This is a genomic window from Klebsiella sp. R390 (assembly GCF_051131745.1).
Lineage (GTDB): Bacteria > Pseudomonadota > Gammaproteobacteria > Enterobacterales > Enterobacteriaceae > Klebsiella.
Genome location: NZ_CP180445.1, coordinates 3,127,530 through 3,146,293, shown reverse-complemented (window position 1 = coordinate 3,146,293; position 18,764 = coordinate 3,127,530). Strand labels below are relative to the sequence as shown.

16 protein-coding genes are annotated in these 18,764 nt (G+C 56.1%); 5 read left to right on the top strand and 11 right to left on the bottom strand.

Annotated elements, in window-relative coordinates:
• The first annotated feature begins 45 nt into the window (after window positions 1-45).
• Complete coding sequence (locus ACMYSP_RS14535; RefSeq protein ID WP_434582740.1) at window positions 46-2,124, top strand: YccS/YhfK family putative transporter; 2,079 nt, start codon at window positions 46-48, stop codon at window positions 2,122-2,124.
• Here the strand turns inward: ACMYSP_RS14535 and argD are convergent.
• From argD to ppiA, 3 genes are all read right to left on the bottom strand, one after another.
• Complete coding sequence (gene argD, locus ACMYSP_RS14530) at window positions 2,114-3,334, bottom strand: bifunctional acetylornithine/succinyldiaminopimelate transaminase (RefSeq protein ID WP_434582739.1); 1,221 nt, start codon at window positions 3,332-3,334, stop codon at window positions 2,114-2,116. The two genes, ACMYSP_RS14535 and argD, sit on opposite strands and share 11 nt — an antisense overlap.
• A 155-nt stretch (window positions 3,335-3,489) precedes the next feature.
• The gene (gene pabA / locus ACMYSP_RS14525; protein WP_434582738.1) at window positions 3,490-4,053 is read right to left on the bottom strand and encodes an aminodeoxychorismate synthase component 2; all 564 of its coding nucleotides are present in this window, start codon (window positions 4,051-4,053) and stop codon (window positions 3,490-3,492) included.
• Between the two features lie 162 nt (window positions 4,054-4,215).
• Window positions 4,216-4,785 carry a peptidylprolyl isomerase A gene (gene ppiA / locus ACMYSP_RS14520; protein ID WP_123757349.1) on the bottom strand — a complete coding sequence of 190 codons (570 nt, stop codon included), beginning with the start codon at window positions 4,783-4,785 and terminating at the stop codon, window positions 4,216-4,218.
• Between the two features lie 276 nt (window positions 4,786-5,061).
• Here ppiA and tsgA point away from each other — a divergent pair, with 276 nt between their 5' ends.
• The gene (gene tsgA / locus ACMYSP_RS14515; protein WP_434582737.1) at window positions 5,062-6,246 is read left to right on the top strand and encodes an MFS transporter TsgA; all 1,185 of its coding nucleotides are present in this window, start codon (window positions 5,062-5,064) and stop codon (window positions 6,244-6,246) included.
• 4 nt (window positions 6,247-6,250) lie between these two features.
• On the opposite strand, the gene ACMYSP_RS14510 is transcribed toward tsgA, so the two are convergent.
• The gene (locus ACMYSP_RS14510) at window positions 6,251-7,573 is read right to left on the bottom strand and encodes a cytosine deaminase (RefSeq protein WP_434582736.1); all 1,323 of its coding nucleotides are present in this window, start codon (window positions 7,571-7,573) and stop codon (window positions 6,251-6,253) included.
• A gap of 240 nt (window positions 7,574-7,813) precedes the next feature.
• Here ACMYSP_RS14510 and nirB point away from each other — a divergent pair, with 240 nt between their 5' ends.
• The 3 genes from nirB (at window position 7,814) to cysG (ending at window position 12,207) form a co-directional block, all read left to right on the top strand.
• Window positions 7,814-10,357, top strand: coding sequence for a nitrite reductase large subunit NirB (gene nirB, locus ACMYSP_RS14505; RefSeq protein WP_434582735.1), 2,544 nt, complete (start codon window positions 7,814-7,816; stop codon window positions 10,355-10,357).
• The gene (nirD, locus tag ACMYSP_RS14500; protein WP_434582734.1) at window positions 10,354-10,680 is read left to right on the top strand and encodes a nitrite reductase small subunit NirD; all 327 of its coding nucleotides are present in this window, start codon (window positions 10,354-10,356) and stop codon (window positions 10,678-10,680) included. Before nirB ends, nirD begins: the two co-directional genes overlap by 4 nt.
• A gap of 153 nt (window positions 10,681-10,833) precedes the next feature.
• Entirely contained in the window at window positions 10,834-12,207 is a 1,374-nt protein-coding gene (gene cysG, locus ACMYSP_RS14495; RefSeq protein WP_434582733.1) for a siroheme synthase CysG, read from the top strand.
• 69 nt (window positions 12,208-12,276) lie between these two features.
• On the opposite strand, the gene trpS is transcribed toward cysG, so the two are convergent.
• The 7 genes from trpS to aroK form a co-directional block, all read right to left on the bottom strand.
• On the bottom strand, window positions 12,277-13,281 hold the full coding sequence (gene trpS, locus ACMYSP_RS14490) for a tryptophan--tRNA ligase (RefSeq protein ID WP_434582732.1): 1,005 nt from the start codon (window positions 13,279-13,281) through the stop codon (window positions 12,277-12,279).
• Window positions 13,274-14,035 (bottom strand): phosphoglycolate phosphatase, encoded by a 762-nt coding sequence (gene gph, locus ACMYSP_RS14485; RefSeq protein ID WP_434582731.1) that lies wholly within the window; start codon window positions 14,033-14,035, stop codon window positions 13,274-13,276. Before gph ends, trpS begins: the two co-directional genes overlap by 8 nt.
• Complete coding sequence (gene rpe, locus ACMYSP_RS14480) at window positions 14,028-14,705, bottom strand: ribulose-phosphate 3-epimerase (RefSeq protein WP_434582729.1); 678 nt, start codon at window positions 14,703-14,705, stop codon at window positions 14,028-14,030. Before rpe ends, gph begins: the two co-directional genes overlap by 8 nt.
• A gap of 16 nt (window positions 14,706-14,721) precedes the next feature.
• Window positions 14,722-15,546: an adenine-specific DNA-methyltransferase gene (dam, locus tag ACMYSP_RS14475; protein WP_434582728.1), complete on the bottom strand. Its 825-nt coding sequence runs from the start codon at window positions 15,544-15,546 to the stop codon at window positions 14,722-14,724.
• A gap of 76 nt (window positions 15,547-15,622) precedes the next feature.
• Window positions 15,623-16,915, bottom strand: coding sequence for a cell division protein DamX (gene damX / locus ACMYSP_RS14470; protein ID WP_434582727.1), 1,293 nt, complete (start codon window positions 16,913-16,915; stop codon window positions 15,623-15,625).
• Window positions 16,916-16,999: 84 nt separating this feature from the next.
• The gene (aroB, locus tag ACMYSP_RS14465) at window positions 17,000-18,094 is read right to left on the bottom strand and encodes a 3-dehydroquinate synthase (protein WP_174510131.1); all 1,095 of its coding nucleotides are present in this window, start codon (window positions 18,092-18,094) and stop codon (window positions 17,000-17,002) included.
• Between the two features lie 54 nt (window positions 18,095-18,148).
• Complete coding sequence (gene aroK, locus ACMYSP_RS14460) at window positions 18,149-18,670, bottom strand: shikimate kinase AroK (RefSeq protein WP_004868452.1); 522 nt, start codon at window positions 18,668-18,670, stop codon at window positions 18,149-18,151.
• Window positions 18,671-18,764: the final 94 nt, after the last annotated feature.

Genomic DNA, 18,764 nt, shown 5'->3' with positions numbered 1-18,764 from the left:
AAACGGCGTGTTGCCCCCGCAATACGCCGTTTTTGTCTTCTCCTGATGTGGCGCAGGCTGATTTACCACCCGGAAGTCAACTATGCACTGCGGCAAACGCTGGTGTTGTGTTTGCCTGTCGCGGTCGGTCTTCTCCTCGGTCACCTGCAACAGGGTCTGCTGTTTTCCTTAGTACCTGCCTGCTGTAACGTCGCCGGTCTGGACACCCCGCACAAACGCTTTTTTAAACGCCTGATCGTGGGCGGTTCGCTGTTTGCCGGCTGTAGCCTGGTGGTTCAGCTGCTGCTGCAACAGGAAATCCCGCTGCCCTTAATTCTTAGCGGCCTGGCGCTGCTGCTTGGCGTGACGGCAGAGATTAGCTCACTCCATGCCAGACTCCTCCCGGCCTCGCTGATTGCGGCCATCTTTACCCTGAGCCTTGCCGGGAACATGCCCATCTGGGAGCCGCTGTTGATCTACGCGCTCGGCACCTTGTGGTACGGACTGTTTAACTGGTTCTGGTTCTGGCTATGGCGCGAACAACCGCTGCGTGAATCCTTGAGCCTGCTCTACCGGGAGCTGGCTAACTACTGCGAAGCGAAATACAGTCTGCTGACTCAGCATATCGACCCGGCGACATCGCTCCCGCCGCTGCTTACTCGCCAGCAAAAGGTGGTGGATCTGATCACCCAGTGCTACCAGCAGATGCACATGCTGGCGGCGAACCAGCGTAACGATCACAAGCGTCTGCTGCGGGCGTTTCAGGTGGCGCTGGATCTACAGGAACATATCTCCGTCAGCCTGCATCAGCCTGAGGAAGTTCAGAAACTGGTGGAGCGGAGCCACGCGGAGGCGGTGATCCGCTGGAACGCACAAACCGTTGCCGCCCGTCTGCGGGTGCTGGCCGACGACATTCTCTACCACCGCTATCCGCAACGCTTTCATATGGATAAGCAGATTGGCGCGCTGGAGAAAATTGCCTGGCAGCACCCCGACAATCCGGTCGGGCAATTCTGTGCCTGGCACTTTAGCCGCATTGCCCGGGTGCTGCGTACCCAGCGCCCGTTGTATGCCCGCAATTTGATGGCTGATAAAGAACGCCGCCTGCCGCTACTACCTGCGCTGAAGCACTATCTCTCATGGAAATCGCCGGCGCTGCGCAATGCCGCGCGTATCTGCGTGATGCTCACCGCCGCCAGCCTGATGGGCAGCGCCCTGCATCTTCCCAAGCCTTACTGGATCTTAATGACGGTGCTTTTCGTCACCCAAAACGGCTACGGCGCGACGCGGGTGCGCATCGTCCATCGGGCAGCCGGCACCCTCGCAGGCCTCGCCATTGCCGGACTGACGCTGCACTTTCACGTTCCAGAGGGGTATACGCTTACCGCGTTGCTGATCATTACGCTGCTGAGCTACCTGATTATTCGTAAGCATTACGGCTGGGCGATGGTCGGCTTTACCGTGACGGCGGTCTATACCCTGCAGCTTCTGACGCTTAACGGCGAACAGTACATTGTCGCCAGGCTTATCGATACGCTTATCGGCTGCCTGATCGCCTTTGGCGGGATGGTCTGGCTGTGGCCACAGTGGCAGAGCGGGCTGCTACGTAAAAACGCCCATGACGCGCTGGAAGCCGATCAGGAGGCCATCCGGCTGATCCTCAGCGACGACCACCAGGCACCAGCGCTGGCCTATCGCCGCATGCGCGTCAATCAAGCACATAACTCGCTGTTTAACTCGTTGAACCAGGCCATGCAGGAGCCTGGGTTTAACTCACATTATCTGGAAGATATGAAGCTGTGGGTCACCCACAGCCAGTTTATTGTTGAGCATATCAACGCGATGACTACCCTCGCCCGCGAGCACAACATGCTGACGCCGGAGCTGGCCCGGCGCTATCTGGAGTCTTGTGAGATTGCGCTTCAGCGCTGTCAGCAGCGGCTGGACACCGACGGTCCTGGCAGCGCTGACGACGTGAATATTATGGAGTCTCAGGACGTCGAAGTGAGTCGCGGCCCGCTAAGTACCATGGAACAGCACCTGCAGCGGATCCTCGACCATCTGAACACCATGCACACCATCTCGTCGGTGGCATGGCGTCAGCGTCCTCATCATGGCATCTGGCTAAGCGCGACTAAGCGCTAAGCACTTTCTGTACCGCCTGGGCAAAGCGCGCCATCCCTTCAGCAATATCCTGCTCATCGATCACCAGAGACGGCACAAAGCGCATGACGTCCGGCCCGGCGTTGAGCACCATGACGCCTGCATCCGCCGCGGCATACAGGAAATCACGCGCCCGGCCTTGATGCTGAGGTTTGAGCTCCGCACCAATCAGCAGCCCCATACCGCGGATATCGCTAAACAGGTCGAAGCGAGCGTCAATCTCCTGCAGATGTTGCACAAACAGCGCCCGCTTCGCGTTCACCCCTTCCAGCACATCAGGCGTATTGATCAGGTCAAATGCCGCCCCGGCAACCGCGCAGGCCAGCGGATTACCACCGTAGGTTGAACCGTGGGAACCAGCGTGGAAAGCGCTGGCAATCTCATTGGTGGTCAGTACGGCGCTGATCGGGAAACCGCCGCCCAGCGCTTTGGCACTGGTGAGGATGTCCGGCGTCACGCCATAATGCATGTACGCAAACAGCGAACCGGTACGCCCCATCCCGCACTGCACTTCATCAAACACCAGCAGCGCCTGATGCTCATCGCACAGTTCACGCAGTCCTTTCAGGAACTCTGGCGTCGCCGCCATCACTCCACCTTCACCCTGGATCGGCTCAACCACGATCGCGCAGGTGTGATCGTCCATTACCGCTTTGACCGCATGCAGGTCGTTAAACGGCACGTGGATAATGTCGGCGGGTTTCGGGCCGAAACCATCAGAATACTTTGGCTGCCCGCCCACGGACACGGTAAACAGCGAACGGCCATGGAAGGCGTTATGGAAGGCGATGATTTTGGTCTTATACGGGCTGTGGCGGGTAATGGTGTAGTGACGCGCCAGCTTGAAGGCCGTTTCGTTGGCTTCCGTACCGGAGTTCATAAATACCACACGCTCGGCAAAGGTGGCGTCTACCAGCTTGCGACCAAGACGCAGCGCCGGTTCGTTGGTAAAGACGTTGCTGGTGTGCCACAGGGTTTCGCCCTGCTGCTGCAGCGCCGCCACCAGCGCCGGATGACAATGACCTAACGCCGTCACCGCAATCCCACCGGCAAAATCAACGTACTCTTTACCCTGTTGATCCCATACGCGGCTACCTTTACCCTTTACCGGGATGAATTCCGCAGGTGCATAAATTGGCAGAATAACTTCATCGAATGTGGCGCGGGTAATTACCGGTTGCTCAGTTGCCATGTCATGCCATCCTTCTTCGTTACGCAATCATTATTGTGATAATCTAATCACAAAATATGCATAAAAAATCAATCAATGGCAACTGTATAGCTAAAATAATTCGCGTTGTGAAGTTAAGCGACTAAGCGCTAGCCTGGAGGTATGAAAGGCATAAATTATCGATTGAGAAAGTTTGCCAGCAGCTGATGCCCTTGCTCGCTGAGAATACTCTCCGGGTGGAACTGCACCCCTTCGAGATCCCACTCGCGGTGGCGAATCCCCATAATTTCTCCGCTCTCGCTACGCGCCGTGACCTCAAAGCAGGCGGGAAGGGTCGCAGGGTCAATGAGCAAAGAGTGATAGCGGGTGACCACCAGCGGATTATTCAGCCCCAGGAAGACCCCGGTGCCGTTGTGCTGGATAGGCGAGGTTTTGCCGTGCATAACGGTGGCAGCGCGGACGATGGTGGCCCCAAAGACCTGTGCAATCGCCTGATGGCCCAGGCAAACCCCCAGCAGCGGAACCCGGCCGGCATAATGCGCGATAACCGCCAGCGAGATGCCGGACTCATTCGGCGTACAGGGCCCGGGCGAGATAACAATTTTCTCCGGCGCCAGCGCCGCAATCTCCTCAAGCGTCAACTCATCATTGCGCTTGACCAGCACCTCCGCCCCCAGCTCGCAAAAATACTGGTACAGGTTCCAGGTGAAAGAATCATAGTTATCGATAAGCAGGATCATGGTGGCTCCGGAAAAAACAAAACCGGGCTATTCTACTCAGATTATGCTGCTGCGCTTATCACTTTGCGCAACATCCGTGCAGAAGGGTCGGAATCGCCCTTTCCGCTGATACAGAACGGGCGATAAGGCGCGGGCGATCATAACCCGCGCGGGAAGAAAAGCTTACGGCAGGACTTTCGCGGAGAGGATGACGACGGGTTTAGACGGAACATTCTGGTACGGCCCGACGTTGTGGGTCTGCACCTGAGAAATCTTATCCGCCACGTCCATGCCTTTCACCACTTTACCGAAGACCGCGTAGCCAAAATCACGCTGTCCGTGGTCAAGGAAAGCATTGTCAGCGATATTGATGAAGAACTGGCTGGTCGCGCTATCCTGGTCGGCGGTACGGGCCATCGCGATGGTGCCGCGGGTGTTGCGCAGACCGTTATCGGCTTCGTTTTTAATCGGCGGATTCGGCTGCTTTTGCTGCATCTGTTCGTTAAAGCCACCGCCCTGCACCATGAAGCCCGGAATTACGCGGTGGAAAGTGGTGTTGTTATAGAAACCGCTGTTCACGTATTTCAGGAAGTTATCCACGGAAATCGGTGCTTTCTGGCTATTTAACTCCAGCTCAATATTTCCCGCGGAGGTCGTCAGCAATACATGAGGATCGCCCTTCGCAGCCATAGCCGGAGAGAAAGCTGAAATGGCGACAACGGCAACCACCGCCGCCAGAGTTGATTTGAACATGGGAATTCCTTAACGGAGCAGAATAAAAAGCGAGTGCTTTGATTCTAAAGAGCCTTTGCATCCTGGGCCAGCGTTTTACCTAATTTTACGTAGCTGAAATAGTTGTTACGACACACGCATTAACCAACACGGCCTACAAAGACGATCGACATCACACTAATCAATGCAAAAAAGAGTGCATTACATAATAAACGTTTGCTTACATCACGCGAACGAATAAAATCTGTTCGCCATCGCGCAGTCAATGCGTTTTACATTTCTATTCACAGGCCAGTCATGACTAACAGCAACCGTATCAAGCTCACATGGATCAGCTTCTTCTCCTACGCCCTTACCGGTGCGTTGGTGATCGTCACCGGAATGGTGATGGGAAATATCGCCGATTATTTCCACCTGCCGGTTTCCAGTATGAGTAACACTTTTACTTTCCTCAACGCCGGTATCCTGATCTCTATCTTCCTGAACGCCTGGCTGATGGAAATTGTCCCGCTGAAAACTCAGCTCCGTTTTGGCTTTATCCTGATGGTACTGGCCGTGGCCGGGCTGATGTACAGCCACAGCCTGGCGCTATTTTCCGCCTCGATGTTCGTACTGGGTCTGGTCAGCGGGATTACCATGTCGATCGGTACCTTCCTGATCACCCACATGTATGAAGGCCGCCAGCGCGGTGCGCGCCTGCTGTTTACCGACTCCTTCTTCAGCATGGCGGGGATGATTTTCCCGATGGTCGCAGCATTCCTGCTGGCTCGTAGCATTGAGTGGTACTGGGTGTACGCCTGCATTGGTCTGGTCTACGTGGCGATCTTTATTCTGACTTTCGGCTGTGAATTCCCGGTTCTCGGTAAAAAAGCACAGCAGGACAGTCAGCCCGTGGTCAAAGAAAAGTGGGGCATCGGCGTGCTGTTCCTCGCTATCGCGGCGCTGTGCTATATCCTTGGTCAGTTGGGCTTTATCTCCTGGGTTCCTGAATACGCGAAGACGCTGGGTATGAGCCTTGCCGATGGCGGTCAACTGGTCAGTGATTTCTGGATGTCTTACATGATTGGTATGTGGTCATTCAGCTTTATCCTGCGCTTCTTCGACCTTCAGCGGATCCTCACCGTTCTGGCGGGCCTGGCAACGGTGCTGATGTATCTGTTCATCAACGGTTCGCCGGAGCACATGCCGTGGTTTATCCTGACCCTGGGCTTCTTCTCCAGCGCGATTTACACCTCGCTCATCACCCTGGGTTCGCTGCAGACCAAAGTGGCATCGCCGAAGCTGGTGAACTTCGTCCTGACCTGCGGCACCATCGGCACCATGCTGACCTTCGTTGTGACTGGCCCGATTGTGGCAGCCAGCGGCCCACTGGCTGCGCTGCACACCGCTAACGGCCTCTACGCCGTGGTCTTTGTGATGTGCCTGATTCTCGGGTTCGTCTCCCGCCACCGTCAGCACAACACGGCAGCGGCGTCTCACTAAGCCTTTAAGCCGTCGGCCCCTTAGCATCCGCGAAGGGGCTGTTTCTGGTAAAGAACAGCTCCTCTCCTCCTCTGTCAGTCTGGATCCAGGTCTGTGCCAACTGCGTCGTGGCAATCACCCGACCCTGGCGGATCGACCAGCGGACCGGTACCTGACAACGCACCGCCTCAAAACCATTCTCTGCCGGCAGAATAATCAGGTTGGCCGGATTCCCCGGGACAATGCCGTAATCCTGCAGGCCGAAGGTGCGGGCGCTGTTGTCGGTGATAAGCTTCAGCCCGTCGTTAATCTGCTGATAGCCCATCAGCTGACAGACATGTAACCCCATATGCAGCACCTGCAGCATGTTGCCGGTGCCGAGCGGATACCACGGGTCAAATACATCATCGTGACCAAAGCAGACGTTAATGCCCGCCGCCATCAACTCCTTCACCCGGGTAATACCGCGGCGCTTCGGATAATCATCAAACCGTCCCTGGAGGTGAATGTTCACCAGCGGGTTAGCCACGAAGTTGATACCCGAAAGCTTCAGCAGGCGGAACAGCCGTGAGGTATAGGCGCCGTTGTAGGAGTGCATCGCGGTGGTATGGCTGGCAGTAACCCGGTGACCAATCCCCTCTTTTAACGCCAGAGCGGCAACGGTTTCGACAAACCGCGACTGCTCATCATCGATTTCATCGCAGTGAATATCCAGCGGCCGCTGATACTGCTGCGCCAGACGGAACGCAATATGCAGCGATTCGACACCGTACTCGCGAGTAAACTCAAAGTGCGGAATGGCGCCCACCACATCGGCCCCGAGCCGCAGTGCCTCTTCCAGCAGCGCCTCTCCATTGGGGTAGGATAAAATCCCCTCCTGGGGGAAGGCGACTATCTGTAAATCTACCCACGGCGCTACCTCCTGCTTCACTTCCAGCATCGCCTTTAAGGCGGTCAGCGTCGGGTCAGAGACGTCAACATGGGTACGAACGAACTGGATCCCATTGGCAATTTGCCACTTCAGGGTTTTCCAGGCCCGGGCTTTCACATCCTCGTGGCTCAGCAGCGCCTTGCGCTCGGCCCAGCGTTCAATGCCCTCAAACAGCGTTCCGGACTGGTTCCAGTTCGGTTCACCGGCGGTTTGGGTGGTATCCAGGTGAATATGCGGTTCAATAAACGGCGGGATTGCCAGCCCTCCGCGGGCGTTAAGCACTTCGTAACTTTCGCTACGCGCATCACCCATCGGGGTGATATCGCCAAAACAACCTTTATCTATCGCAATCTGCCATAGCCCATCGCGGTCCGGCAGACGTACGTTCTGAATTAACCAAAGTGGAACTGCTGTCATCGTGATGACTCCCGTTAATAATGCCGATTATTCACCCAGGCTATGAACATTTTCTCACCTCCAGTTTGTACACAAAAGCAACAGGAAGGAAAAGCCTGAGTTTTCCATAACTTATAAAAATCCATTAAAATCATGATCATACCCATTAAGTGGTAGGCGGGAGCGATCTTGATTTGTATCAATAAGTGCACTGGCTGAATCGTTAAGGTAGGCGGTAATAGAAAAGAAATCGAGGCAAAAATGAGCAAAGTCAGAATCGCTATTATCGGTAACGGCATGGTCGGCCATCGCTTTATCGAAGAGCTTCTTGATAAGGCGCCTGCCGGACAATTCGACATTACCGTGTTCTGTGAAGAACCCCGTATCGCTTACGACCGTGTCCACCTGTCGTCTTACTTCTCCCACCACACCGCGGAAGAACTCTCGCTGGTTCGTGAAGGATTTTACGAAAAACATGGCGTGAAGGTGTTGATCGGCGAACGGGCAATCACGATTAACCGCCAGGAGAAAGTGATTCACTCCAGCGCGGGACGCACCGTCTTTTATGACAAGCTGGTCATGGCGACAGGGTCTTATCCGTGGATCCCACCGATCAAAGGCGCGGAAACTCAGGACTGCTTCGTCTACCGTACCATTGAAGATCTTAACGCGATCGAGTCCTGCGCCCGCCGCAGCAAACGCGGTGCGGTCATCGGCGGCGGCCTGCTGGGCCTCGAAGCCGCTGGCGCCCTGAAGAACCTCGGCGTCGAGACCCACGTGATTGAGTTTGCTCCGATGCTGATGGCCGAGCAGCTGGACAACATGGGCGGCGAACAGCTCAAGCGTAAAATCGAAAGCATGGGCGTGAAGGTCCATACCAGCAAAAACACCAAAGAGATCCTCCAGCAGGGCAGCGAAGCGCGCAAAACCATGCAGTTCGCCGATGGTAGCGAACTGCAGGTCGACTTTATCGTCTTCTCCACCGGTATTCGTCCACGCGACAAGCTGGCGACCCAGTGTGGTCTGGCGGTCGCCCAACGTGGCGGCATCGCCGTGAATGATACCTGCCAGACATCAGACCCGGACATCTATGCTATCGGCGAATGCGCCAGCTGGGACAACCGCGTCTATGGCCTGGTAGCCCCGGGCTATAAGATGGCGCAGGTGACCGTCGATCATCTGCTCGGCAACAGCAACGCCTTTACCGGCGCCGATCTCAGCGCCAAACTGAAACTGCTTGGCGTCGACGTTGGCGGCATCGGTGACGCGCATGGCCGCACGCCGGGCGCCCGTAGCTATGTCTATCTCGATGAAAGCAAAGAAGTCTATAAACGCCTGATCGTCAGCGAAGACAATAAAACCCTGCTTGGCGCAGTACTGGTCGGCGATACCAGCGACTACGGCAACCTGCTGCAGCTGGTACTGAACGCGATTGAGCTGCCGGAAAACCCGGACTCGCTTATCCTGCCGGCCCATGCGGGCAGCGGCAAACCATCAATTGGCGTCGATAAACTACCGGACAGCGCGCAAATCTGCTCCTGCTTCGATGTCACCAAAGGGATGCTGGTTGCCGCCATCAACAAAGGCTGCCATACCGTGGCGGCCCTGAAAGCGGAGACCAAAGCCGGTACCGGCTGCGGTGGCTGTATCCCGCTGGTAACGCAGGTACTGAACGCCGAACTGGCAAAACAGGGTATCGAAGTTAACCATAACCTGTGCGAACACTTCGCCTACTCCCGCCAGGAACTGTTCCACCTGATCCGCGTTGAAGGCATTAAAACCTTCGAAGAGCTGCTGGCCAAACACGGTAAAGGGTACGGCTGTGAAGTGTGTAAGCCGACGGTCGGTTCCCTGCTGGCATCCTGCTGGAACGAGTACATTCTCAAGCCGCAGCATACGCCGCTGCAGGATACCAACGATAACTTCCTCGCCAACATCCAGAAAGATGGTACCTATTCAGTGATCCCACGCTCCGCCGGCGGTGAAATTACCCCGGAGGGCCTGGTCGCCGTTGGGCGCATTGCACGCGAATATAACCTCTACACCAAAATTACCGGTTCACAGCGCATCGGCTTGTTCGGCGCGCAAAAAGATGACCTGCCGGAAATCTGGCGTCAGTTGATTGAGGCAGGCTTCGAAACCGGCCACGCGTATGCCAAAGCGCTGCGAATGGCGAAAACCTGTGTCGGCAGCACCTGGTGCCGCTACGGCGTCGGTGACAGCGTGGGCTTTGGCGTCGAGCTGGAAAACCGCTACAAGGGCATCCGCACGCCGCACAAAATGAAGTTTGGCGTCTCCGGTTGTACCCGTGAATGTGCGGAAGCCCAGGGCAAAGACGTAGGGATTATCGCCACCGAAAAAGGCTGGAACCTGTATGTTTGCGGCAACGGCGGGATGAAACCGCGTCACGCCGATCTGCTGGCCGCCGACCTCGATCGTGAAACACTGCTCAGCTATCTCGACCGTTTCATGATGTTCTACATTCGCACCGCCGATAAGCTGACCCGTACCGCACCATGGTTAGATAACATGGAAGGCGGGATCGACTACCTGCGCAGCGTCATCATCGACGACAAGCTGGGCCTGAACGCACACCTTGAAGAAGAGCTGGCGCGTCTGCGTGCCGCCTTCGCCTGCGAGTGGACCGAAACGGTCAACACCCCGGCGGCGCAGACCCGCTTCAAACACTTTATCAACAGCAACCAGCGCGACCCGAATGTACAGGTCGTACCGGAGCGCGAGCAGCATCGCCCGGCCACGCCGTATGAGCGTATCCCGGTGACGCTGGTGGAGGAAAACGCATGAGCCAGTGGATAAACATCTGCAAGATTGACGATATCCTGCCCGCGACCGGCGTCTGCGCGCTGCTGGGCCAGCAGCAGGTCGCCCTGTTCCGGCCGTACCATGACGATCGGGTGTTTGCGATCAGCAATATCGACCCGTTCTTTAACGCCAGCGTGCTGTCACGCGGCATCATTGCCGAACACGAAGGCGAGCTGTGGGTTGCCAGCCCGCTGAAGAAGCAGCGTTTCCGCCTGCGCGACGGCCTGTGTATGGAAGATGAAAGTCATTCCATCGCCCACTTTGAGGCGCGAGTAAAAGACGGCAATGTGCAGCTGAAGGCATAGCGCTCTGCGGTTCCCTCCCACCCGGAGGGAACCCTATTTTTTTCTTATGACCACTAAGCGGTAGACCCTAGAAAAGTCGTGTATTCCGTCAACCCTCTGCTGTTATGCTACGACCGCTTACCCTCTCCCACTGCTTTTCTGCGAGGATGTTCCGTGGACCACTTACCTATTTTCTGTCAGCTGCGCGGTCGCGATTGTTTACTGGTCGGCGGCGGTGATGTTGCCGAACGCAAGGCGCGCCTGCTGCTGGATGCCGGCGCCAGGTTAACGGTCAACGCGCTGGCATTCTCACCTCAGTTCCAGGCGTGGGCGGATTCGCAGATGCTGACGCTGGTGACGGCGCCATTTGACCCCGCGCTGCTTGACGCCTGCTGGCTGGCGATTGCCGCCACCGACGATGAAGATGTCAATCAGCAGGTCAGCGACGCCGCGGAATCCCGTCGGATTTTCTGTAACGTGGTAGATGCGCCGAAGCAGGCCAGCTTTATTATGCCGTCGATCATCGACCGTTCACCGCTGATGGTCGCCGTCTCCTCTGGCGGCACCTCGCCGGTGCTGGCACGACTGCTACGCGAAAAGCTGGAATCCCTGTTACCACTCCATTTAGGCCAGCTCGCGCACTATGCGGGCCAGCTACGTTCGCGGGTGAAAAAACAGTTTGCGACGGTCGGCGAACGTCGGCGTTTCTGGGAGAAGCTGTTTATCAACGACCGCCTCGCGCAATCGCTGGCCAACCAGGACCGTCAGGCCGTGGCGGATACCACCGAGCAACTGCTTACGGAGCCGTTGGATCATCGTGGCGAAGTGGTGCTGGTGGGCGCCGGGCCGGGCGATGCCGGGCTGCTGACGCTGAAAGGGCTTCAGCAAATTCAGCAGGCGGACGTTGTGGTATATGACCGTCTGGTCTCCGACGACATTATGAACCTGGTACGCCGCGACGCCGACCGGGTATTCGTCGGTAAACGCGCGGGTTACCACTGCGTGCCGCAGGAAGAGATTAACCAGATCCTGCTGCGAGAGGCCCAGAACGGGCGTCGCGTAGTGCGTCTGAAAGGTGGCGATCCCTTTATTTTCGGTCGCGGAGGGGAAGAGCTGGAAACCCTGTGTAACGCCGGGATCCCCTTCTCCGTGGTACCGGGAATTACCGCCGCTTCCGGCTGTTCTGCCTATTCCGGCATCCCGCTGACCCATCGCGATTTCGCCCAGGGCGTACGGCTTGTCACCGGGCACCTGAAAACCGACGGCGAGATGGACTGGGAAAATCTGGCAGCAGAGAAACAGACCCTGGTGTTTTATATGGGGCTGAATCAGGCACCGGCTATCCGTGAGAAGCTCATTGCCCACGGTATGGCGGCAGAGATGCCGGTCGCCATTGTGGAGAATGGCACGGCGGTCAGCCAGAAGGTGGTTTCCGGGACGCTGGATCAGCTGGATCTTCTGGCACAGCAAATGGCCAGCCCGGCGCTGATTATCGTGGGCCGTGTCGTCAGCCTGCGGGACAAGCTGAACTGGTTCTCACATCATTGATTCAGGCATAGCCTGAAAAGCAAAAGGGCGGGATAATCCGCCCTTTTCTGTTTGCCGAACGCTGACCGATTACGGCTTAGCGACAAAGCCAATAGCTTCGTACACCGCTTTCAGGGTCACAGATGCGCGAGCGCTGGCCTTGTCGGCCCCGTCTCTCATCACCTGGTTCAGGAACGCTTCGTCGTTACGGAAGCGGTTATAACGCTCCTGCAGCTCCAGCAGCATACCGGACACGGCATCAGCGACTTCACCTTTCAGATGACCATACATTTTGCCTTCAAAATGCTGTTCCAGCTCGGCAATGCTCTGACCGGTTACCCCAGAGAGAATGTCCAGCAGGTTGGAAACACCGGCTTTATTCTGCTGGTCGTAGCGCACAACAGGCGGCTCGTCACCGTCGGTCATTGCACGCTTGATCTTCTTCACGACCGATTTCGGGTCTTCCAGCAGGCCGATCACGTTATTACGGTTGTCGTCCGACTTGGACATTTTCTTGGTCGGCTCAAGCAGCGACATCACGCGAGCGCCAGATTTCGGAATAAACGGCTCAGGCACTTTAAACACGTCGCCGTAAATGGCGTTGAAGCGCTGGGCAATATCGCGGCTTAGCTCCAGGTGCTGCTTCTGGTCTTCACCAACCGGCACCTGGTTGGTCTGATACAGCAGAATATCTGCCGCCATCAGCACCGGATAGTCAAACAAGCCGGCGTTAATGTTTTCTGAATAGCGCGCCGATTTATCTTTGAACTGGGTCATACGGCTGAGTTCGCCGAAATAGGTGTAGCAGTTCAGCGCCCAACCCAGCTGCGCGTGCTCCGGCACGTGAGACTGAACGAAGATGGTGCTTTTCTCAGGATCGATCCCGCAGGCCAGGTAAAGCGCCAGCGTATCCAGCGTCGCTTTACGCAGTTTCTCCGGATCCTGACGCGCGGTGATGGCATGCAAATCCACGATGCAGTAGATGCAGTGATAATCATCCTGCATGCTCACCCACTGACGCAGCGCACCCATGTAGTTGCCAATGGTCAATTCACCTGAGGGCTGTGCGCCACTAAAAACGATGGGCTTAGTCATTTTTCAATTCCTGAGTTTCACTGTTCGGTAGCCCGAAAGCGGGCAAGAGTTCATTAAATTGGTCGAAGATATAGTCCGGTTCGCTGAGGGCAATCGACTCGCCGTAGTTATAGCCGTAGGTCAGCCCGATGGAACAGCAGCCCGCCGCTTTCGCGGCCTGAATGTCATTGCGTGAATCCCCGACAAACAACAGCTCAGCCGGCGTCAGCGCCAGTTTCTGCGCCACCAGCAATAGCGGGTCCGGATGCGGTTTCTTATTCTTCACATCATCGCCGCCAATGACGACGCTAAAGTATTTCGCGATATCCAGCGCGTCCAGAATCGGTGCGACAAACGGCGTCGGCTTGTTGGTCACCAGCGCCAGCGGTAAACCTTTCGCGTGCAGAGCACCAAGGGTATCAGCAACCGCCGGGAACAGAAAACTGCCCTCTTCAGCGGCTTCAGCGTAGTAACGATCAAACAGCTTACGCAGCACCATCAGTTGCTCTGCCTGTGGGATATCGTCATGATCGACAGACGGTTTACCCATTGCGGCGCGCTGAGTGGCACGCTCCTGACGCGCCCAGTTTAGGGCTCGCTCCATCAGAACATCCGCCCCGTTACCAATCCAGGTCACGACGCGCGGCTCACCGGCGACCGGTAACTCCAGCGCATAAAGCGCGCTATCAACCGCGGCAGTCAACCCTGGCGCGCTGTCTACCAGCGTACCGTCCAGGTCGAAGGCAATACCGCGAATGGCGTGTAATTTATCCATGACTAACCTTTGCTAATTCACTGCGCATTTGATCAATAACCTGCTGGTAGTCCGGCTGATCGAAAATCGCCGAGCCGGCAACGAACATATCAGCACCTGCCGCGGCAATATCCGCGATATTGCTGACTTTGACGCCACCGTCGACTTCCAGGCGAATGTCATAGCCCGAGGCATCGATACGCTGACGAACTTCGCGCAGTTTATCCAGCGTCTGTGGGATGAAAGACTGGCCGCCGAAACCTGGGTTGACGGACATCAGCAGGATGACGTCCAGCTTGTCCATCACGTAATCGAGGTAGCTCAGCGAGGTGGCCGGGTTAAACACCAGACCGGCTTTACAGCCATGTTCTTTGATGAGCTGCAGGCTGCGGTCGACGTGTTCAGACGCTTCCGGGTGGAAGGTGATGATGCTGGCGCCCGCCGCGGCGAAATCAGGAATGATGCGGTCAACCGGCTTCACCATCAGATGCACGTCGATCGGGGCGGTGATGCCATAATTGCGCAGTGCTTTCAGCACCATAGGGCCGATGGTCAGATTCGGCACGTAGTGGTTGTCCATCACGTCAAAGTGCACAACATCGGCACCTGCAGCCAACGCTTTGGCGGTATCTTCACCCAGACGGGCAAAATCAGCCGACAGAATCGAAGGGGCAATCAAATACTGCTTCATCCGCATCTCCTTGAAATTATTTAGTCTTGGGCGGACGGTAAAGAGCAAGAAGCTCGTCCACCTTCTTTCGTGTACCACCGTTGCTGCTGATGCTGCGTCGCACTTTGACGACATGCAGCTTAGCCTGACGATACCATTCGCGCGTCAGCGCCGTATCGTGGTTGGAAATCAGAACCGGAACCCGCTGCTCGAGCAAATTCTCCGCCAGCTGCGCCAGGTGCGCCTGCTGCTCGGCATTAAAGCTGCTGGTGTGGTATGCCGTAAAATTGGCGGTCGACGACAAAGGGGCGTACGGCGGATCGCAATAGACCACCGAAGACCCGTCCGCGCGTGCCATGCTGTCGGCATACGACTCGCAGTAGAAGTACGCATTCTGCGCCTTCTGGGCAAAATGATACAGCTCAGCTTCCGGGAAATAGGGTTTCTTATAACGGCCGAACGGTACGTTAAATTCACCGCGCAGGTTATAACGACACAGGCCATTGTAACCGTGGCGGTTGAGGTACAGGAACAACACCGCACGGCGGAATGGGTCCTGGCTCAGGTTGAATTCAGTGCGGAACCGATAGTACTGCTCTGCGGCGTTATTTTCCGGCGTAAACATGTCACGCGCTGCGCTCACATACTCATCAGTCTGCAATTTGACGATGTTGTAGAGACCGATCAGATCGCTGTTGATGTCCGCCAGGATATAACGAGAAAAGTCGGTATTAAGAAATACCGACCCGGCGCCCACAAAGGGCTCAATCAGACAATCGCCTTGCGGCAAATGCTTTTTAATATCGTCAAGCAGGGGGTATTTCCCCCCTGCCCATTTCAGAAAAGCGCGATTCTTTTTCATGCTGCCTAACTAATTACACATTCTCCGGCTGTGGAGAAAGCTCCGACAGCACCCTGCGCTTAAGACTACACCGCGCTTATTTCAGGTCAGCTTGTACCTGATGCAGCGGTTTCGCCCACGGGTTTTTCGCCTGCACGTCCGCTGGCAGAGTGGCTACAGCACGTTTCGCTTCGTCTTTCGATGCGTAGATGCCGCTAACCAGTACATACCAGGGTTGACCGTTGCGGGTGGTCTCGTAGACAACATATTTTTCCAGCTTCGCTTTCTTCGCCCAGCTATTCAGGTTGTTGTAGTTGGAGGAGGAGCTAAGTTGCAAAGTATAGTTGCCAGACGGTGCCGCTTTCATGGAGCTGACATCACCCGCAGTTTTACCGCCGGCTGCTACTGCTGCCGGCGCCGCTGTCGTGGCTGCTGCAGTGGCCGCTGGTGCAGTCGCCGTGGTTGCCGGAGCAGGTTTAGTCTGTGCGGTTGCAACAGGCTTGCTCGGCTGGGTAGCAGGTGTTTTCACCGGGGCGGTTGCAGCAGTGCTTTCTACGCGCTTAGGCTGTACTGGCTTCGCTTCAACCGGTGCTTTCGCGACTGGCTTCGGCTCAATAACCGTATGCTTACGCTCTACCGGACGCTGGGCGGCGGCAGTCTGACGCTCGGTTGTCGCCTGACGCGGCGCGGCGCCATTGCGTACCGGAGCAACGGTGGCAGGTTCGGTCGGCAGTGTGGAGTTGGCCACTGCGCTGTCAATCTGACCCGGTTGCTGAGTCAGTGCATTGTTCAGATCGCCCTGAACTTCAACACGCTGCTGCCCTTGCGGCTCAGTGGTCGTCTGGCCTTGAGTCGGGTTAGCGGCGATTGGCGGCAGCGAGACGTCCTGCTGCTGAGTGGTACCCGCAGTCTGACCCTGAGAAGCAGACGGCTCCTGAGAGGCTGGCTGAGCATTACCCGACTGATCGTCTGAAAGGTTAATGCTCTTCTCACCTGATGCGGTTTGTTCGCTGGAAGAGGACGGCGACTTCAGCGCAGAGCCGATGCCAACAATCAGCAGCAGCAGCACGAGGATCCCCACCCCCATCATAATATACTGGCGAGACGCTGGCTTGGAGGGCGCTTTCTTACGCTTACGCGGACGGCGCTCTACCTGCTGCTCTTCCTGCTCTTCGTCTTCTTCAGACTCTACGTCCTCTTCATACTCTTCTTCATCGCGCTCACGGCGTGCTTTACTGGCACGTGTTGGACGGCTGTCATCCGCATCAAGATCGACATCATCAAAATTGATCTGCGGATCGCTATCGCGCTCGGAAGATTGACGGGAACGACCAGTACGACGATCGCTGCGATCGGCTTTCAGATCGTCTTCTGGTTTTAATTCATCCATTTAACACCCCACTAAAAGGCTTATGCTCACGACTTTTGCATGTCACCTGAAATGATAACGCCGCGCAAGCGCGGCTAGACCTTCTTATTGTTGCGCTAGCTGAGTATCAGCAATCGCGCCAAGAACAACATCATGCGGCACTCCACCGCGTACTTCGCTTTTCCCTATAGCGAGCGGAAGTACCAGCCGCATCTCACCGGCCAGTACTTTCTTATCACGCATCATGTGGGGCAGATACGCTTGCGCAGACATCTCCTGCGGTCCACGTACCGGCAAGCCCGCACGCTGCAACAGCGTAATGATACGCTGAGTGTCCTGTTTGCTGAACTGCCCTAATCGTTCGGACGTATGCGCGGCCATCACCATACCGGCAGCGACGGCTTCGCCGTGGAGCCAGTTACCGTAGCCCATTTCAGCCTCAATAGCATGACCAAAAGTATGTCCAAGATTGAGTAAAGCACGTAACCCGGTTTCGCGCTCGTCAGCGGCGACAACTTCGGCTTTCAGTTCACAACAACGGCGAATGCAATACGCCATTGCTTTCTCGTCAAGCGCCATCAGCGCGTCGATATTGTCTTCAAGCCAGCTGAAGAATTCAGGGTCCAGGATAATGCCATATTTGATGACTTCGGCCAGTCCGGAAGAGAGCTCGCGAGCCGGCAACGTCTTAAGACAGTTGAGATCGACGACCACGGAAACCGGCTGCCAGAAGGCACCAATCATGTTTTTACCGAGGGGATGATTGACGGCCGTTTTACCACCGACCGAGGAGTCCACCTGCGACAGCAGAGTGGTTGGAACCTGGATAAAACGCACGCCGCGCTGATAGCTGGCCGCAGCAAAGCCGGTTAAATCACCGACTACACCACCACCGAGCGCCACCAGCGTCGTATCACGGCCATGCGGTTTTTGCAGCAGGGCGGTAAAGACGGTGTCCATCACTGCCAGGCTTTTGTACTGCTCGCCGTCAGGGAGAATGACACTGTCAACCTTAACACCCGCCTGCTCCATCACGGAGCGAACGTTATCCAAATAAAGCGGCGCCAGAGTCTCATTGGTGACCAGCATAACCTGATCGCCTGATTTCAGTGGCTGGAAGGAAGCTGGATCGTTAAACAAACCAGCCGCGATGGTAATCGGGTAACTACGTTCCCCGAGAGTTACAGTAAGCCTCTCCATAACGCGACGTCCACCTCAGTTGCTTTTACTCTGACGCTCTTTATTAAGCCAGAATCAATTGCTTTCCAGCATATGAATAATCTGGTTTGCCACGACTTTTGCGCTTTGATCGTCGGTACGGATAGTGACGTCAGCAATCTCTTCATACAGTGGGTTGCGTTCGTCGGCCAACGCTTCAAGAACTTCGCGAGGCGGCGCTTCAACTTGTAAGAGAGGACGCTTTTTATCACGCTGCGTACGGGCAAGCTGTTTTTCGATCGTTGTTTCCAGGTACACCACCACGCCGCGGGCGGAGAGACGGTTACGCGTTTCACGGGATTTCACAGAGCCGCCGCCAGTCGCCAGCACAATTCCCTGTTTTTCCGTCAACTCATTGATGATCTTTTCTTCACGGTCGCGGAAGCCGTCTTCACCTTCGACATCGAAAACCCAGCCTACATCTGCGCCAGTGCGTTTCTCAATCTCTTGATCAGAATCGTAAAATTCCATATTGAGCTGTTGGGCTAACTGGCGCCCAATAGTGCTTTTGCCGGCACCCATAGGCCCAACCAGAAAGATATTGCGTTTCTCTGCCATTTTTTCGGTACTACTAAGACTATTCGTTAATGGTAAACCCGCTTCGCAACTACCTGGCGCAGCAGGACATGAACTGAAACCTCATATGCAATAG

What these genes read in the sequence shown, in the direction of transcription:
- nirD (WP_434582734.1), top strand. Translation starts at nt 10,354, where the DNA reads ATGAGCCAGTGGATAAACATCTGCAAGATTGACGATATCCTGCCCGCG.
- tsgA (WP_434582737.1), top strand. Translation starts at nt 5,062, where the DNA reads ATGACTAACAGCAACCGTATCAAGCTCACATGGATCAGCTTCTTCTCC.
- ppiA (WP_123757349.1), bottom strand. Translation starts at nt 4,785, where the DNA reads ATGTTCAAATCAACTCTGGCGGCGGTGGTTGCCGTTGTCGCCATTTCA.
- trpS (WP_434582732.1), bottom strand. Translation starts at nt 13,281, where the DNA reads ATGACTAAGCCCATCGTTTTTAGTGGCGCACAGCCCTCAGGTGAATTG.
- dam (WP_434582728.1), bottom strand. Translation starts at nt 15,546, where the DNA reads ATGAAAAAGAATCGCGCTTTTCTGAAATGGGCAGGGGGGAAATACCCC.
- nirB (WP_434582735.1), top strand. Translation starts at nt 7,814, where the DNA reads ATGAGCAAAGTCAGAATCGCTATTATCGGTAACGGCATGGTCGGCCAT.
- damX (WP_434582727.1), bottom strand. Translation starts at nt 16,915, where the DNA reads ATGGATGAATTAAAACCAGAAGACGATCTGAAAGCCGATCGCAGCGAT.
- aroK (WP_004868452.1), bottom strand. Translation starts at nt 18,670, where the DNA reads ATGGCAGAGAAACGCAATATCTTTCTGGTTGGGCCTATGGGTGCCGGC.
- ACMYSP_RS14535 (WP_434582740.1), top strand. Translation starts at nt 46, where the DNA reads ATGTGGCGCAGGCTGATTTACCACCCGGAAGTCAACTATGCACTGCGG.
- gph (WP_434582731.1), bottom strand. Translation starts at nt 14,035, where the DNA reads ATGGATAAATTACACGCCATTCGCGGTATTGCCTTCGACCTGGACGGT.
- rpe (WP_434582729.1), bottom strand. Translation starts at nt 14,705, where the DNA reads ATGAAGCAGTATTTGATTGCCCCTTCGATTCTGTCGGCTGATTTTGCC.
- ACMYSP_RS14510 (WP_434582736.1), bottom strand. Translation starts at nt 7,573, where the DNA reads ATGACAGCAGTTCCACTTTGGTTAATTCAGAACGTACGTCTGCCGGAC.
- aroB (WP_174510131.1), bottom strand. Translation starts at nt 18,094, where the DNA reads ATGGAGAGGCTTACTGTAACTCTCGGGGAACGTAGTTACCCGATTACC.
- pabA (WP_434582738.1), bottom strand. Translation starts at nt 4,053, where the DNA reads ATGATCCTGCTTATCGATAACTATGATTCTTTCACCTGGAACCTGTAC.
- argD (WP_434582739.1), bottom strand. Translation starts at nt 3,334, where the DNA reads ATGGCAACTGAGCAACCGGTAATTACCCGCGCCACATTCGATGAAGTT.